Origin of the sequence: Peptostreptococcus anaerobius 653-L (assembly GCF_000178095.1) — a bacterium.
In the GTDB taxonomy this organism is placed as follows: domain Bacteria; phylum Bacillota; class Clostridia; order Peptostreptococcales; family Peptostreptococcaceae; genus Peptostreptococcus; species Peptostreptococcus anaerobius.
Genome location: NZ_ADJN01000043.1, coordinates 41,285 through 55,340 on the forward strand (window position 1 = coordinate 41,285; position 14,056 = coordinate 55,340).

The following is a 14,056-nucleotide window of genomic DNA, read 5'->3' on the forward strand; positions in this document are numbered from 1 at the left end:
CTTCCCCTATTTTAATATATCTTTTATCCTAGCACTTATAGCCCCTGTGCTAAGTCCAATCTCTTTTCTTAATTCATCAACACTACCATGGGCTACAAACTGTTCAGGAATACCTATCCTATCAAGGCCTGTCCTAATGTCATTGTCTGTAAGTAATGAACCTATCCTTGAACCAAAGCCTCCAGTCACTACATTGTCTTCTATAGTAACAATATGGTCAGCATCTCTTATATATTCCAAATAAACCTCTTCATTTAAAGGCTTTAGATATCTAGCATCTAGTATCCTATACTCAAAATCACCATAATAGGAATCTCCAACCAAGTCGTTGATGACATCTAGGGCTGGCTCTAACATATTACCTATAGTCATAACTAATAGTCTTTTATTTTTATGGCCGTCAATCTTTTCATTATCCCTATATCCGTCATATATTATTCTTGGCTTACCTAGACTGTATATGTCCAGTGGTTGAGATATGTCCGATGATTGAGTGTCACTATTTATATTCAAATTAGGATACTTCCTATAGTCTATATAGTATTCATTCCCTCTTGGATACCTGATAGCTATTGGCATATCAAGCCTCTGAGAGAACTTTATCATATCTATCATCTCCTTTGTATCAGCTGGTGCCATTACACAAATATTTGGCACCAAGTTGAGGTAGGATAGGTCGAATTCACCGTGGTGGGTCTCCCCATCATTGCCCACTAGCCCTGCCCTATCTATAAGGAAGGTAACTGGCTTTTTAGTGATACATACGTCATGTATCAGCTGGTCATAGGCCCTCTGCAAGAATGTAGAATAAACTGCAAAATACGGCTTCATACCTGATTTTGCAAGTCCAGCAGCAAAGGTGACTGCGTGTTGTTCAGCTATACCAACATCAAAATACCTGTTTGGGTGGACTTTCTCATAGAAATTAAGTCCTGTACCTGTAGGCATAGCAGCTGTTATGGCTACTATATTTTCATTGTAGTTGGCCATCTCAGTAAGAGTCATACCAACAACCTTTGATATTGAATTTTTACCAGAAGATTGTACTCCAATCTTATAATCAAAACTGCTCACACCATGGTAACTCTCAGGTTTTTGCTCTGCATACCTATAGCCTTTACCTTTTACAGTCTTGACATGGACAAATTTAGGTCCATCTATACACTTCATATACTTGAAGGTCTCTATTAATTCACCTAAGTTATGACCATTAATTGGTCCAAAATACTTGATACCCATAGCATCTATAAGACCACATTCTTGTGGTGATATAGATGTCAGTATAGATTCTGTAAGCTTATTAGCCCTTCTAGATATCTTCTCACCCATCTGGGTCATATTCATTATCTTGTCTATGTTCTCCTTTAGGTTCAGGGTATCGCTCGACCTCATTATCTTGGACATATAGTCGGAAAATGCCCCTGTATTCTTGTCTATAGACATCTCGTTGTCATTAAAGACAACTATCATATTTTTCTTTGTAAAACCTAGGTTGTTCAGGGCTTCAAAGGCCATTCCACCCGTTATTGCCCCATCACCTATTACAGCTATGACTTGGTTGTCCTCGCCCTTGATATCTCTTGCAACTGCCATACCCAAGGCTGCTGATACAGATGTCGAGCTGTGACCAGTATCAAATGCATCATGGTCGCTTTCAGATTCCTTAGGAAATCCCGACATACCACGGTACTGTCTTAGGGAATCAAATCCCCCCTTACGTCCAGTCAATATCTTGTGGACATAGGCCTGGTGCCCCACATCCCACACTATCTTGTCTTTAGGACTATCAAATACCTTGTGTAGGGCCAAAGTAAGCTCTACAACCCCAAGATTAGATGCCAAGTGGCCACCGGTTACAGAGATTTTCTTTACCAGAAACTTCCTGATCTCCTTTGATAGTTCTTCAAGTTCTTTGTTATTCAGTTTTTTTATATCTTCAGGTGAGTTAACACCAGATAATATTTCATACATACCATCACCTATTTTCTAATAAGGCGTTAGGAAAAAATCAGGCCTAGTGCAATACCCAACATAGCACCAAAAAATACCTGTTTTTGAGTATGACCTATCAATTCCTTTAATTTTTCCTGTTCTATTGCCTTTTTATTGTGCCAGTCCTCTACCAGCTTGTTAATAATTGTCGCCTGTTTGCCTACAGCCTGTCTAACTCCTGAGGCATCATACATTATTATAAATGAAAAAACAGCAGCGATTGCAAAGATATCAGAGTTAAAACCGTATTTTACACCTAGCATTGTTGACAGACAAGTCACAAATGAACTATGTGAACTCGGCATACCTCCCGATGTTATAATCCTAGTTAAATCAAATTTCTTTTCTCCAGAAAACATTTTTAAAAACTGAGCCATAAAACAAGCGAAAATACTTGTCCAAAGCATTTTATTCGAAAAAAAGCCCAATAAATAATCCATACTCTTTCCCCCATTATTAAATAAAAACTTAATTTAGTGTAAGCTAGTTTTGTCTATCCCTAATAAAGTCTGCCAAGGCATTCATAAACTCGGCATCGCTGGCAAATACCTCCAGAGATGTTTTTGCCTCTTCTATCAAATTCTCAACTATTTTTTTTGACGCATCTATGCCTAGCAAACTTGGGTATGTGGACTTGTCATTGTCTAGGTCACTACCTACCCTCTTACCTAGGAGTTTTTCATCACCTTCTATATCTAGTATATCATCTACTATCTGAAAGGCTAACCCTATATTCTCAGCATACTTTGTCAGGCTTTCAAGTCTATCTTCGTCTATACCAGCTAGTATAGCACCTGCTCTCACAGATCCTACAATCATAGCGGCAGTCTTGTTCATATGTATATAGTCAAGTTTGTCCTTGTCTATTTTCTTGTCTTCACTTTCAACATCTACTACCTGACCACCTATCATGCCATATATACCAGCCCCCCTAGATATCTCGTAGGCTGCCCTAAGGCTAATCTCTGGTCTTGAATGCTTGAAGGCTGCATTTAGCATAGTCTCATAGGCTGTATTGAGTAAGGCATCCCCCGCCAATATAGCCATAGCTTCACCAAATACTATATGATTTGTAGGTTTGCCACGTCTTAGGTCATCATTGTCTAGGGCAGGCAAATCATCATGTATCAACGAATATGTATGGATCATCTCCATAGCTACACTATATGGAACAAAATCCTCTCCTTGCCCCTGACAAAGCTTGTAGGCCTCCATAAGCAGTATTGGTCTAAGCCTCTTACCTCCAGCCCTTAAACTATAGTTCATAGCCTCAAAAATAGTCTTTTGGTATCCTTCCTCCTTAGGTAAATAGGACTCTATCTTGTCTTCTATATATATACTTCTTTCTTTTAGTTCCTTCTTAAAATCCATTAAAGGTCCACACCTTCTTCCCCTTGCAAGCTGTTAAACTTGGTCACCTTTAGCTCTGCTTCATTAAGTATTTTATTGCAATGCTTATAAAGTTTTATACCCTCTTCATAGAGGTCTAAAGACTGGTCAAGTTTTATATTACCTGCTTCTAATTTACTTAAAATGTCTTCCATCTTAGAAAATGCTTCTTCGTATGAAAGCTCCTCCACTTGCCCAGCTTGTCCGTCACCTCTTTGTACATCACTTGCTAGTGGATCCATATTTATATTTTTATCGTCAGTAGATTTTTCTATCTGCATATCTTCTCCTTTACCTGGCACCTTAAACTGCCATCACTCAGCAATATATCTATATCTTCTCCAAGCTCAACATCTGTGGTCTTTTGCACCAGGCCACCGCTCGATTCAACGACTGAATAGCCCCTGTCCATTACGGAGAATGGGTTTAGGTTACCCATAGACACACCTATAAGGCTCAGCTTGTTCTTGTAGTCAACCATTCTCCTATCTACAGAAGCTGCCATCCTCTCCTGCATCCTGTCAAGCCTTACATAACTCATATCAATCATGTCCTTTTGAACTATTGTATGAGTCTTTTCTATGCTTCTTGACACTTTCTGCCTTTCAATTTCTATCTTGTTAGAAACAGCCCTTGACATACGCTTGACCAATATATCTTGACTTGCTAACAAGTCCTTTAGGTCTGGTGTGGCAAGTTCAGCCGCAGAAGATGGAGTCGGTGCCCTGAGGTCAGCAACAAAATCGCATATTGTATAGTCAGTCTCATGGCCAACAGCAGATATAATAGGTATCTTTGAATCGAATATCTTCCTAGCAAGAGCCTCGCTATTAAAGGACCATAACTCCTCCAAAGATCCACCACCCCTACCAATTATGATAGTATCTATATCATCTCTTCTATTGAAAAAGTCCAGGGCCCTTATCAAAGACTCTTCAGACCTCTCACCTTGTACCAAGACCGGAAATAGCTTGATTTCAACTCTAGGATACCTTCTCGAGACGACATTTATGATATCTCTTATAACAGCCCCTGTAGGCGATGTTATAACACCTATGACCTTTGGAAACCTAGGTATCTTTTTCTTGTGCATAGGACTGAATAGGCCTTCCTTTTCCAGTCTCTCCTTCATCTGTAGGTACTGGTAGTAAAGATTACCCATGCCCTCAACCTCTACACTATTGATATATAGTTGGTAGGCACCGTCTCTTTCATAGACCCTTACACTTCCCGATGCTATAATCTTAGTTCCGTCCTTGATCACCATATCTTGGGCAAAGTTACGCCTTAAGATGATACAGTTGACCTTTGAATCCTTGTCCTTTAAAGACAGGTATACATTACCTGATGAGTGTATTTTAAAGTTTGAAACCTCTCCCTTTACCATGACATTGCCAAGTATAGGTTCGTCAGCTATCAACTTCTTAATATATGAATTTAACTCTGATACTTCCAATGGTCTTAGCTTCATAATACACTCCTTTTTGCATAGTACACTAATTTATATTATAGAACAATTCTGCTGACAGGTCAACGTATTAGGTCTCATACTTGCCCCTTTTCAAAATAACAATCGTATGACAATATAAGAGAGAATCAAGTTTTTATGGACTTTTTATTACAATTATCCCCCAATTACTATACTGCTCTTAATCCATCAGCCTCCTAAAATCAAGCAAATAGTAGTAAGGTCGTTAAATTTAAGGTATAATATAAACTGAGAATATGGAAAAGGGAAAATATTCCTTAATGATATATTCGATAAAAATATAAACAATGGTTCAGATATTACAAAAGACTGTAGGTCTCCCTTGTAATAGGATGCAAATAAAAAAAGGAGAATAATATGAATAAAATCAAAATAATGTTTGTATGTCACGGTAATATATGTAGGTCTACTATGGCTGAGGCCTTATTTCGCCATATGGTCAAGGAGGAAGGGCTGTCTGACAGGATCTTTATAGATTCAGCTGCAACATCATATGAATCTATCGGTGAACCTGTATACTATGCTACTAGGGACAAGCTGGCTGAGTTTGGAATATCTACTGAGGGTATCTACTCAACTAAACTTAAGAAGTCCGACTTTGAGGAATTTGACTATATATTCACTATGGACCAAAACAATATGAACTATATAGTTGATGAATTCGGTAGCTATGACCCAGAAAAGGTAATCAAGTTTATGGATTTGACAGATCATCCAAGGGATATAGCTGACCCTTGGTATACAGGTAACTTTGATGATACCTATGATGATATCCATGAATGTTGCAACATATTGATGGAAAAAATCAAAAGAGAATTGTAGGATAAATAAGAAAAAATCTACCTGGGATTTGTCTTTTGGTAGGCAATCCTAGGTGTACCATCATCTACATAGATTGTACCACATCTCTCAAAACCTGCTTTTTCTATTAGATTAATCATAATCTTATTATCCTTATGGGTGTCTATTCTTATATTATCACATTTACTACTACAATACTCTATGCACTTATTGAATACTCCCTTGACCTTCCCATTTGAGGCTATCCTGTGTATAGTCCCATATTTTGCTTCATTAGGCCATCTTCCGTCTTCAATCACCTTGTAGGTAGGGTCTTCTCCAACTATAAATACAAAGACTCCACACACCTTTTCATTTTCCATTATCACATAGGAGTTGCCACTGGTTACATCTTCTACTATCCTTTTCTTGCTGGGCCTATTATCTCCCCACTGGTGAGGATTTGAGTTGGTCTTCATAAATTCTCTTGCATAAGAATAAATATCCATTATACTCGATAGGTCTGCCATTGTAGCTTTTGTAATCATAGATTATCCCCCTCATATTTTTAATATTAAACATTATTATATCATAATGTAAAACAAATAAAAAGTCCCCTCAAATACAATGATTTAAGGGGACAAAATTATTAACTTATGTCAAGGCATACACTCTTAAAGACTATACTCTCTCAACCTTCATACCTGTTTCGTGGTCATTTAGGTTCTGGTTTTCTAGGTCTGCATCTTCAACCCTAGATATAGCTACTGAAAGTGTCTCAGACTTGATATAGTCCTCAAAGTCTGCTACTGCTCCTGCAACCTCGTCATCTCCATTAAAGTAGATATTGATATTGTCAAGAACTTCAAATCCACTTGCCTTTCTCATCTGCTGTACCTTAGAGATAAACTCTCTTGCAAGACCTTCCTTTACTAGGTCATCTGTAAGAGTTGTATCAAGGATAGCGAATAGGTTGTTTTCCATAGCTACGTTAAAGCCTGGCTTAGACTCTATATTAACTAGGACTTCTTCCTTAGTAAATTCAAAGTCTGCTCCTGCAACTTCAACTGTCATTGACTCACCTGCTTCAAGCTTGGCTACTACTTCATGGGCCTCTAGACCTCTTAGTACCTTACCAAATTCGTTTACATTCTTTCCTAGCTTTGGTCCAAGTACCTTGAAGTTTGGCTTTAGGTTGAAGTTCATGTATACTCCTAGGTCCTGTACAAAGTGAACCTTCTTAACGTTTAGTTCTTCCTTGATTAGCTCAACTAGGTCTCCTAGTAGCTCTTCAAACTTGCCATCTATCAATACTTCAGCTATTGGCTGTCTTACCTTGATCTTAGAGTTTTCTCTAGCTGCTCTACCAAGTGTCACTAGGTCTCTAGATAGGTCCATCTTCTTTTCAAGGTCAAGGTCTATAAGGTCCTTATTTGCTCTTGGGTAATCAGCACAGTGTACTGAGTATTCTCCAGTCAAGTTCCTATACATTTCTTCTGATAGGTATGGTGCAAATGGAGCTATCAACTTACAGAATTCTGTTAGGACTTCGTATGTTGTATTGTATACTGACTTCTTGTCCTGAGTAAGTTCTGTTCCCCAGAATCTTCTTCTTGACCTTCTGATGTACCAGTTAGATAGGTCATCATTTAGGAATTCAGTCATTCTTCTTATAGTCTTGTTGACTTCAAATATTTCAAGGTTTTCTTCTACTTCTGCCTTTAGGTTGTTGAACTTAGATAGGATCCATCTGTCTAGTTCTGGTCTATCCTTGTAGTCTACAAAGAAGTCGTTTGGATGGATGCCATCTGTGTTGGCATATAGTGTAAAGAATGTGTATGTGTTCTTTAGGGTACCAACAAACTTAGATACTATTTCCTTTAGGCCGTCTTCGTCAAACCTGATTGGTGTCCATGGTGGTGATACGTATAGTAGGTACCATCTTAGGGCATCTACACCGTACTTGTCAAACATTTCAAATGGGTTGATTGTGTTACCCTTTGACTTGGACATCTTCTTACCGTTCTTGTCTAGGACTAGGTCAGTTACTAGGACGTTCTTATATGGAGCCTTGCCTGTTACGAATGTAGATACAGCAAGTAATGAGTAGAACCATCCTCTAGTCTGGTCTATACCCTCACAGATATAGTCAGCTGGGAATAACTGGTCAAAGTCTTCCTTGTGCTCAAACGGATAATGCCACTGAGCGAAAGGCATTGCTCCTGAGTCAAACCAGCAGTCTATAACTTCTGGAACCCTAGTCATTGGCTTGCCACAATCTGGGCACTTAAGGTGTACTTCATCTATGTAAGGTCTGTGTAGTTCTATTGTTTCTGGATCAACATCTTCAATAGCTAATTCAGCTAGTTCCTGTCTAGATCCTACTGTAGTCTTGCAACCACAGTCTTCACACTTCCATACTGGCAGTGGAGTTCCCCAATATCTAGTTCTTGATATAGCCCAGTCCTTTAGTTCTTCTAGCCAGTTACCAAATCTTCCCTGACCGACGAATTCTGGATACCAGTTTACACCGTTGTTATTTTCTATTAGCTTGTCTTTTAACTTAGTCATTTCTATATACCAGCCTGGGTTGGCGTAGTATACAAGAGGTGTACCACATCTCCAGCAGTGTGGATAGTTGTGTTCTACCTTTATCTTAGAGAATAGCTTGTTCTCTGCTGCAAGCCACTTGATGATTTCAACATCTAGGCCTTCTTCCATTACAAACTTACCTTCCCAAGGAGTTGTAGTGAACTTACCTTCTGAGTCAACAGGCTGTACAAATGGAAGTGAGTATTTTCTACCCATATTGTAGTCGTCTTCACCAAAGGCTGGTGCTGAGTGTACTATACCAGTACCATCAGTTGTAGTTACATATTCGCCACAAGTAACGAAAAACGCCTTTTCTTCTACATTTACAAACGGCATCAACTGTTCGTATTCCTGGTATTCTAGGTCCTTACCCTTTAGAGTTTCAAGAACAGTGTATTCCTTATCTCCTAGGTGCTTGTCAAGTAGGTCTTTTGCAAGATAGTATACTTCATCTTCAACCTGAACTTTTACATAGTCTACTTCTGCATTAACAGTAAGGGCTACGTTTGATGGTAGAGTCCAAGGAGTTGTTGTCCAAGCTAGGAAGTACTCGTTTTCTGTACCCTTCTTCTTGAACTTGGCAACAAGTGTGTTTGACTTGATTTCCTTGTATCCCTGGGCAACTTCGTGTGATGCAAGACCTGTTCCACATCTAGGACAGTATGGTAGGATCTTATGACCCTCGTATAGTAGTCCTTCCTTGTTGAACTTGTCTAGTATCCACCAAAGTGTTTCTATATAGTTGTTGTCTAGAGTGATGTATGGGTCATCTAGGTCAACTGAATATGCCATTCTCTCTGTCATCTTTCTCCATTCTCTTTCGTAAGAGAATACAGAGTCTCTACACTTCTGACAGAAATCTTCTACACCGTAATCTTCTATAGCCTTCTTATCTGATAGGCCTAACTGTTTTTCTACCTGTAGCTCAACTGGTAGACCATGAGTATCCCAACCAGCCTTTCTAGGAACCTTGTAGCCACTCATTGTTTTGTAACGACATACCCAGTCCTTTAATGTTCTAGATATAACGTGGTGGATACCAGGGTTACCATTGGCTGTTGGTGGTCCTTCAAAAAATACATATGTTGGGTCATTTTTACCCTTCTCTAATACCTTGTCAAGTATCCTGTCTTCTGTCCATCTTTTAAGAGTTACTTCTTCTGCCTCTGCAACAGTACAGTCAAGTAATGGTTCAAAAACATTCTTCTTTTCCATAGTTTTCCTCCTTATATTTTAATACTCTAAATTTATTTTTTGGTGTAACGAGTAATAGTATAATTGCAAATAAAAAACTCGTCCTATGCATATGCAAGGGACGAGAAAATCGCGTTACCACCCAAGTTCCCAGGAAAATCCTGGACTCTCAATTAGTCTATATCGTGACTAGACGGTCGACCTAGTAATGGATATACTCCATTTTCAGCCTTCTGCTCAGAAGTGATTTTCAAACTAGACATCATTTATCGGCTCCCACCATACCCGACTCGCTAAAAACTATTCTAGTCCTACTGTCTTCATCAATGCATTGTGTTCTTCAATTACTATGTTAATCATTATATTGCACTTCATAAAAAAGGTCAATACTTTTTTGTAGAAAATAAAATAAATCTTCAGAAAATTACTTTATATTAAATATATCTTCAGGTGATCCTTTTTCTTTTAGGTCTTCTGCTGTGACTATCTCTTCATCTATTGCTGCCATAGATATAGTCTTGTCTTCTTCTTCCTGTACATCCTCTAAAACAGACATTCTCATTGTGCCTGAATTTTCATATGAAACTGGAGAATTTACCTGATTAAAGCTTTCTCTATCTGTTTCAACATCATTAAATATATCATCAACATTCTTCATTTCATCTTCTAAAAGTGATTTGAACTTGTTTCTGAATACCTTAAATTCCTTTACTAGTGATTCGTATTCGTTTCTTATCTCAACAACCTTGTTGTTGGCCTTGTCTATCATCTGCTTAGACTGTAATTCAGCTTCCTGAACTATAACTCTAGCTTTTTTATTAGCGGCATTTGTAGTATCTTCTGCAGCTGACTGGGCTGTTATAAGAGTCTCTTTTAGAGTCTCCTCAATGCTTGAGTACTTACCAACCTGGTCCTTATACATAGATAGCTTTTCCTTTAAAGATTCATTTTCTTTTAGAGTCGCTTCAAAATCTTCTCTGATCTCATCTAAAAATATATCAACTTCAGCTTCATTATAGCCCCTAAATCCCTTTTTAAATTCTTTTGATTCTATAATTTCTGGTGTAATCATTAGTCCCTCTCCCTATCTTTATAAAATATACACATAAGATAGACACATAGATCCATTTATGTCTTCTTATCTATACACTGTATAGAATTATTTAAATACCTTTATCTTTAGCCTGGTTTTACCTTTTTTACTGACACCACCAATCTCATCCAAGACAAACTTCCCACATTTTCTAACTGAGATAACCGACTTTTCTTCGACTTGTTTAGATGGATTGTCTATTTTTTCATAATCGACACTTACATACTCAGCACCTATAAACTTAGATGCCTCCTGCCTAGATAAGTTAAATACTCCTGCAATAATACCATCAAGCCTTAATGATGCCACACTGATATTCTTTATATCGAATTCATCTTCTACTGGAATAATATCACAAATCCCTATCTCTTTTACAGTGACCCTATTCCTAGCAACCTTCTCAAGATTATATAGAACATAATCACCCATATCGGAACTAACTATTATCTGGCAATAATCTTCATGTACTAGGATGTCTCCCAACTTTTCTCTTTTGATTCCTAGCCCCAAAATTGACCCTAGGTAATCCCTATGAGACACAGACTTGAATTTGAAGTTGCCGCTAACCTGAAAACACCTGATACTTGATTCTTCACTTAAGTCACAGTAGTATTGGGATATCAGCATCACAGACCTGATAGCCCCATCATAACCACCTTCTAACTTGTACTTCAAGTCAGGCTCAGTATTCAATATAGCAACAGCGTTTTTTACTTCATATGGATTTAAAAACTCTGTTGACCTTATTGAATGCGACTTCAAAACACTATTACATGAGTCGATTACTCTATACATTTTTACCTTTAGTTCTTCATCCTTTATATGATTTGTAAGCTTTAGCTTGTCCATATTAGCACCTACAAGAACATATATATCATTCTTTTTATAAATCCAAGTAACAATATAGCAACTAATGGTGTAAAATCAATAGTTCCTGTATTAAACCTAGAAATAACCCTCCTAATAGGTTCTTCAACTGGAGATGTTATATCTTCTAAAAATCCATACAACTTGTATCCTATCGAACCCGGAAACCAAGAGAGTAAAGCCTTGATGATAATAGCCCAAGAAATGAACTCCATAAGGTAAACTAAAGCTATCTTAATTGTTTCCATATCTTACTCCTACTTATTCTGCCAAGGGAAAATTGCCTTGCTCTCTAATTCTTTCTTTATGCTAGCATCAACATCTACATTCTTTGGCGCTAGTATAAATATAGACTTTGATACTCTCTGTATACTTCCGTCAAGCACATACACAGCCCCATTCATAAAGTCAAAAATAGACTTTTTAATTGACTGCTGAGTCATACTTTCTAAATTAACTATTACTGTCTTTCTAAGCTTTAGGTGGTCTGCTATAAGTGCAGCATCATCGTATACCTTAGGTTCAACAATAACTACCTTCATCTGGTTATGGCTGTATTCAGGTACCCTGTTTGCTCCTATACCTGTACTATAAGGAAAGTCCTGTTCACTGCCATCTTCGAATTCTTCTTCAGATTCATCATATTCATCATATCCATCTTCATACTCTTCATATGCATCGTATTCTTCTTCTGAATTATCCTCGTCTATTACCATCCAGTTTCTCAACTTCCCCATTCTATCCTTTAAGCCTGCCATAATATACCTCCTGTAACATCTATTCAACATTTTATTTAGATTCTTATTTTTATTTTCTTCTTAAATTTAAAGTTTATATTTACTTGCTGTAATCTCTTTTACCAAATATGCTAGTTCCCACTCTTACTATTGTAGAACCTTCTTCAATCGCAATCTTGTAGTCACCACTCATTCCCATTGATAACTCTTTCATCTTCACATTATCCAATCCTAAACGATCTATGCTTTGAGATAGGTCTCTTAGCCCCCTAAAACAAGCTCTGACACCTTTTTCATCCGCATCAGCTGCTGCCATTGTCATCATACCAACTATCCTAATCCTTGGACAATTGCTGGAGCAGTACCTTACAAAGTCTTCAACATCACTAGGTCTTAGGCCATGCTTTGATTCTTCGCCTGACATATTGACCTGTACAAGACATTTTATATCCCTATCTATCCTGTCAGCCCTGAGATTTATCTCGTCAGCCAACCTTACCCTATCAAGAGAATGTATAAGTTCAACCTTGTCAATGATATATTTAACCTTGTTGGTCTGGAGTGACCCTATTTGATGCCACTTCACCCTATCCTTGATAATATCGTATTTTCTCGCTAGTTCCTGGGGTTTGTTCTCCCCAACTTCTTCGACACCCAATTCTATAGCAGATTCAACTACATCAACATCAACTGTCTTAGTTACACCTAGCAGTAATATGGATTTTGGATCTCTATTAGATGAGAGCGCAACTTGATTAATAGAGGCTCTTACTCTTTCTAAATTGTCTTTTAAACTATCCATCAGTCCACCCTCCTTTAGTCTCATATGAAAATGAGCAAAATATTACATATAGTATATTATATCAAAAAGTCTAGGTCTTGTACCGTTTAAATTGAAATTTGTTATTATAATTTAAAAATTGTTTCGTTTTCGTGCTTCTTTGACCTAGTCATCAGGTCAGTAACACCACTTTTAGGGTCGATTTCACCCTTTATGACCTTATATATGCATTCTGTAATCGGCATCTCTATGTCCAATTCCTTGGCTTTTTTGTAGATGGCTTCAGTAGCAACTATACCTTCTACCACCATCTGGATTTTTTCCTGAGTCTCTTCAAGACTATAGCCTTGACCTATCAAGATACCAGCCCTCCTATTTCTAGAGTGCATAGATGTACAGGTAACTATAAGGTCTCCTATACCAGATAGTCCAGAAAAAGTTGATAAGTCCGCTCCAAGACTAACTCCGAACCTAGATATTTCAGTAAGGCCCCTAGTCATCATGGCAGCCTTTGAATTGTCACCAAAATCAAGACCATCAAGGATACCAGCCCCAAAAGCTATGATATTCTTTGATGCTCCTGCAAGCTCAACCCCTATCAGGTCTGAGTTGGTATATATTCTTATAAACTTATTCATAAAATAGTCTTGAACCTTTTGAGATATGTTTATATCTTTAGATGCAGCTACAAGTGCTGTAGGTATATTTTTAGCAACCTCTTCAGCATGAGATGGACCAGAAAGCATACAGTACTTAGCCCCCGGTATTATCTCTTCAACTATTTGAGATATCCTCATACCGCTTGTGTGCTCAATCCCCTTGGCTACATTAACAATAATCTGTTCAGGATTTACAATATTTTTTATAGACATGCATAGGCTCCTCACCTGTTGTGATGGAACGGCAAGAACAATCATCTCTGAATCCTTTATAGCTATTTCTATATCAGAACTTGCTTTAATAGTTTCAGATAAAACGACCTCAGGCAAATATTTAGAATTAGTGTGCCTATCATTTATTTCGTCAGCCTGGTCCTTTCTCCTAGCCCATAGAAGGGGTTCGTAACCATTGCTATCCAGAACCATGGCTAGGGCACAACCCCAACTTCCTGCACCTAATATACATACTTTACTCATAATTAC

14 protein-coding genes and 1 other annotated feature are annotated in these 14,056 nt (G+C 37.9%); of the genes, 1 reads left to right on the forward strand and 13 read right to left on the reverse strand.

Annotated features, from left to right (window positions below; all coding sequences use genetic code 11):
- Window positions 1-6: 6 nt before the first annotated feature.
- From dxs to xseA, 5 genes are read right to left on the reverse strand one after another with little or no spacing between them, the layout of a single operon-like run.
- The gene (dxs, locus tag HMPREF0631_RS04650) at window positions 7-1,971 is read right to left on the reverse strand and encodes a 1-deoxy-D-xylulose-5-phosphate synthase (RefSeq protein WP_002843742.1); all 1,965 of its coding nucleotides are present in this window, start codon (window positions 1,969-1,971) and stop codon (window positions 7-9) included.
- Window positions 1,972-1,997: 26 nt separating this feature from the next.
- Window positions 1,998-2,432: a divergent PAP2 family protein gene (locus HMPREF0631_RS04655; protein WP_002843789.1), complete on the reverse strand. Its 435-nt coding sequence runs from the start codon at window positions 2,430-2,432 to the stop codon at window positions 1,998-2,000.
- A 43-nt stretch (window positions 2,433-2,475) separates the two neighbouring features.
- Window positions 2,476-3,363 (reverse strand): polyprenyl synthetase family protein, encoded by an 888-nt coding sequence (locus HMPREF0631_RS04660; RefSeq protein ID WP_002843794.1) that lies wholly within the window; start codon window positions 3,361-3,363, stop codon window positions 2,476-2,478.
- A complete protein-coding gene (xseB, locus tag HMPREF0631_RS04665; protein WP_002843813.1) occupies window positions 3,363-3,662 on the reverse strand; it encodes an exodeoxyribonuclease VII small subunit in 300 nt (99 codons plus the stop codon). The genes HMPREF0631_RS04660 and xseB overlap by 1 nt, the downstream gene beginning before the upstream one ends.
- The gene (gene xseA, locus HMPREF0631_RS04670; RefSeq protein ID WP_002843731.1) at window positions 3,653-4,852 is read right to left on the reverse strand and encodes an exodeoxyribonuclease VII large subunit; all 1,200 of its coding nucleotides are present in this window, start codon (window positions 4,850-4,852) and stop codon (window positions 3,653-3,655) included. The genes xseB and xseA overlap by 10 nt, the downstream gene beginning before the upstream one ends.
- A 375-nt stretch (window positions 4,853-5,227) precedes the next feature.
- On the opposite strand from xseA, the gene HMPREF0631_RS04675 reads away from it, so the two are divergent.
- On the forward strand, window positions 5,228-5,692 hold the full coding sequence (locus tag HMPREF0631_RS04675) for a low molecular weight protein-tyrosine-phosphatase (protein WP_002843770.1): 465 nt from the start codon (window positions 5,228-5,230) through the stop codon (window positions 5,690-5,692).
- A gap of 17 nt (window positions 5,693-5,709) precedes the next feature.
- On the opposite strand, the gene HMPREF0631_RS04680 is transcribed toward HMPREF0631_RS04675, so the two are convergent.
- The 8 genes from HMPREF0631_RS04680 to HMPREF0631_RS04715 all read right to left on the reverse strand — a co-directional run bounded on the left by HMPREF0631_RS04680 (window position 5,710) and on the right by HMPREF0631_RS04715 (window position 14,050).
- Window positions 5,710-6,198, reverse strand: a complete 489-nt coding sequence (locus HMPREF0631_RS04680; protein ID WP_002843804.1) for an N-acetyltransferase — start codon at window positions 6,196-6,198, stop codon at window positions 5,710-5,712.
- Between the two features lie 133 nt (window positions 6,199-6,331).
- Window positions 6,332-9,457, reverse strand: coding sequence for an isoleucine--tRNA ligase (gene ileS / locus HMPREF0631_RS04685; RefSeq protein WP_002843762.1), 3,126 nt, complete (start codon window positions 9,455-9,457; stop codon window positions 6,332-6,334).
- A 93-nt stretch (window positions 9,458-9,550) separates the two neighbouring features.
- Window positions 9,551-9,772 (reverse strand) — a binding site (T-box leader).
- Between the two features lie 88 nt (window positions 9,773-9,860).
- Window positions 9,861-10,508 carry a DivIVA domain-containing protein gene (locus tag HMPREF0631_RS04690; protein ID WP_002843797.1) on the reverse strand — a complete coding sequence of 216 codons (648 nt, stop codon included), beginning with the start codon at window positions 10,506-10,508 and terminating at the stop codon, window positions 9,861-9,863.
- Between the two features lie 87 nt (window positions 10,509-10,595).
- On the reverse strand, window positions 10,596-11,378 hold the full coding sequence (locus HMPREF0631_RS04695) for a YlmH family RNA-binding protein (protein ID WP_002843832.1): 783 nt from the start codon (window positions 11,376-11,378) through the stop codon (window positions 10,596-10,598).
- 8 nt (window positions 11,379-11,386) lie between these two features.
- Window positions 11,387-11,644: a YggT family protein gene (locus HMPREF0631_RS04700; protein WP_002844826.1), complete on the reverse strand. Its 258-nt coding sequence runs from the start codon at window positions 11,642-11,644 to the stop codon at window positions 11,387-11,389.
- 9 nt (window positions 11,645-11,653) lie between these two features.
- A complete protein-coding gene (locus tag HMPREF0631_RS04705; RefSeq protein ID WP_002843826.1) occupies window positions 11,654-12,154 on the reverse strand; it encodes a cell division protein SepF in 501 nt (166 codons plus the stop codon).
- Window positions 12,155-12,233: 79 nt separating this feature from the next.
- Window positions 12,234-12,935: a YggS family pyridoxal phosphate-dependent enzyme gene (locus HMPREF0631_RS04710; RefSeq protein ID WP_002843801.1), complete on the reverse strand. Its 702-nt coding sequence runs from the start codon at window positions 12,933-12,935 to the stop codon at window positions 12,234-12,236.
- 104 nt (window positions 12,936-13,039) lie between these two features.
- Entirely contained in the window at window positions 13,040-14,050 is a 1,011-nt protein-coding gene (locus HMPREF0631_RS04715) for an NAD(P)H-dependent glycerol-3-phosphate dehydrogenase (protein WP_002843802.1), read from the reverse strand.
- Window positions 14,051-14,056 lie beyond the last annotated feature (6 nt).

Bases quoted from the DNA above. Each gene is read 5' to 3' on its own strand.
- dxs (WP_002843742.1), bottom strand. From the start codon at position 1,971: ATGTATGAAATATTATCTGGTGTTAACTCACCTGAAGATATAAAAAAA.
- HMPREF0631_RS04655 (WP_002843789.1), bottom strand. From the start codon at position 2,432: ATGGATTATTTATTGGGCTTTTTTTCGAATAAAATGCTTTGGACAAGT.
- HMPREF0631_RS04660 (WP_002843794.1), bottom strand. From the start codon at position 3,363: ATGGATTTTAAGAAGGAACTAAAAGAAAGAAGTATATATATAGAAGAC.
- xseB (WP_002843813.1), bottom strand. From the start codon at position 3,662: ATGCAGATAGAAAAATCTACTGACGATAAAAATATAAATATGGATCCA.
- xseA (WP_002843731.1), bottom strand. From the start codon at position 4,852: ATGAAGCTAAGACCATTGGAAGTATCAGAGTTAAATTCATATATTAAG.
- HMPREF0631_RS04675 (WP_002843770.1), top strand. From the start codon at position 5,228: ATGAATAAAATCAAAATAATGTTTGTATGTCACGGTAATATATGTAGG.
- HMPREF0631_RS04680 (WP_002843804.1), bottom strand. From the start codon at position 6,198: ATGATTACAAAAGCTACAATGGCAGACCTATCGAGTATAATGGATATT.
- ileS (WP_002843762.1), bottom strand. From the start codon at position 9,457: ATGGAAAAGAAGAATGTTTTTGAACCATTACTTGACTGTACTGTTGCA.
- HMPREF0631_RS04690 (WP_002843797.1), bottom strand. From the start codon at position 10,508: ATGATTACACCAGAAATTATAGAATCAAAAGAATTTAAAAAGGGATTT.
- HMPREF0631_RS04695 (WP_002843832.1), bottom strand. From the start codon at position 11,378: ATGGACAAGCTAAAGCTTACAAATCATATAAAGGATGAAGAACTAAAG.
- HMPREF0631_RS04700 (WP_002844826.1), bottom strand. From the start codon at position 11,644: ATGGAAACAATTAAGATAGCTTTAGTTTACCTTATGGAGTTCATTTCT.
- HMPREF0631_RS04705 (WP_002843826.1), bottom strand. From the start codon at position 12,154: ATGGCAGGCTTAAAGGATAGAATGGGGAAGTTGAGAAACTGGATGGTA.
- HMPREF0631_RS04710 (WP_002843801.1), bottom strand. From the start codon at position 12,935: ATGGATAGTTTAAAAGACAATTTAGAAAGAGTAAGAGCCTCTATTAAT.
- HMPREF0631_RS04715 (WP_002843802.1), bottom strand. From the start codon at position 14,050: ATGAGTAAAGTATGTATATTAGGTGCAGGAAGTTGGGGTTGTGCCCTA.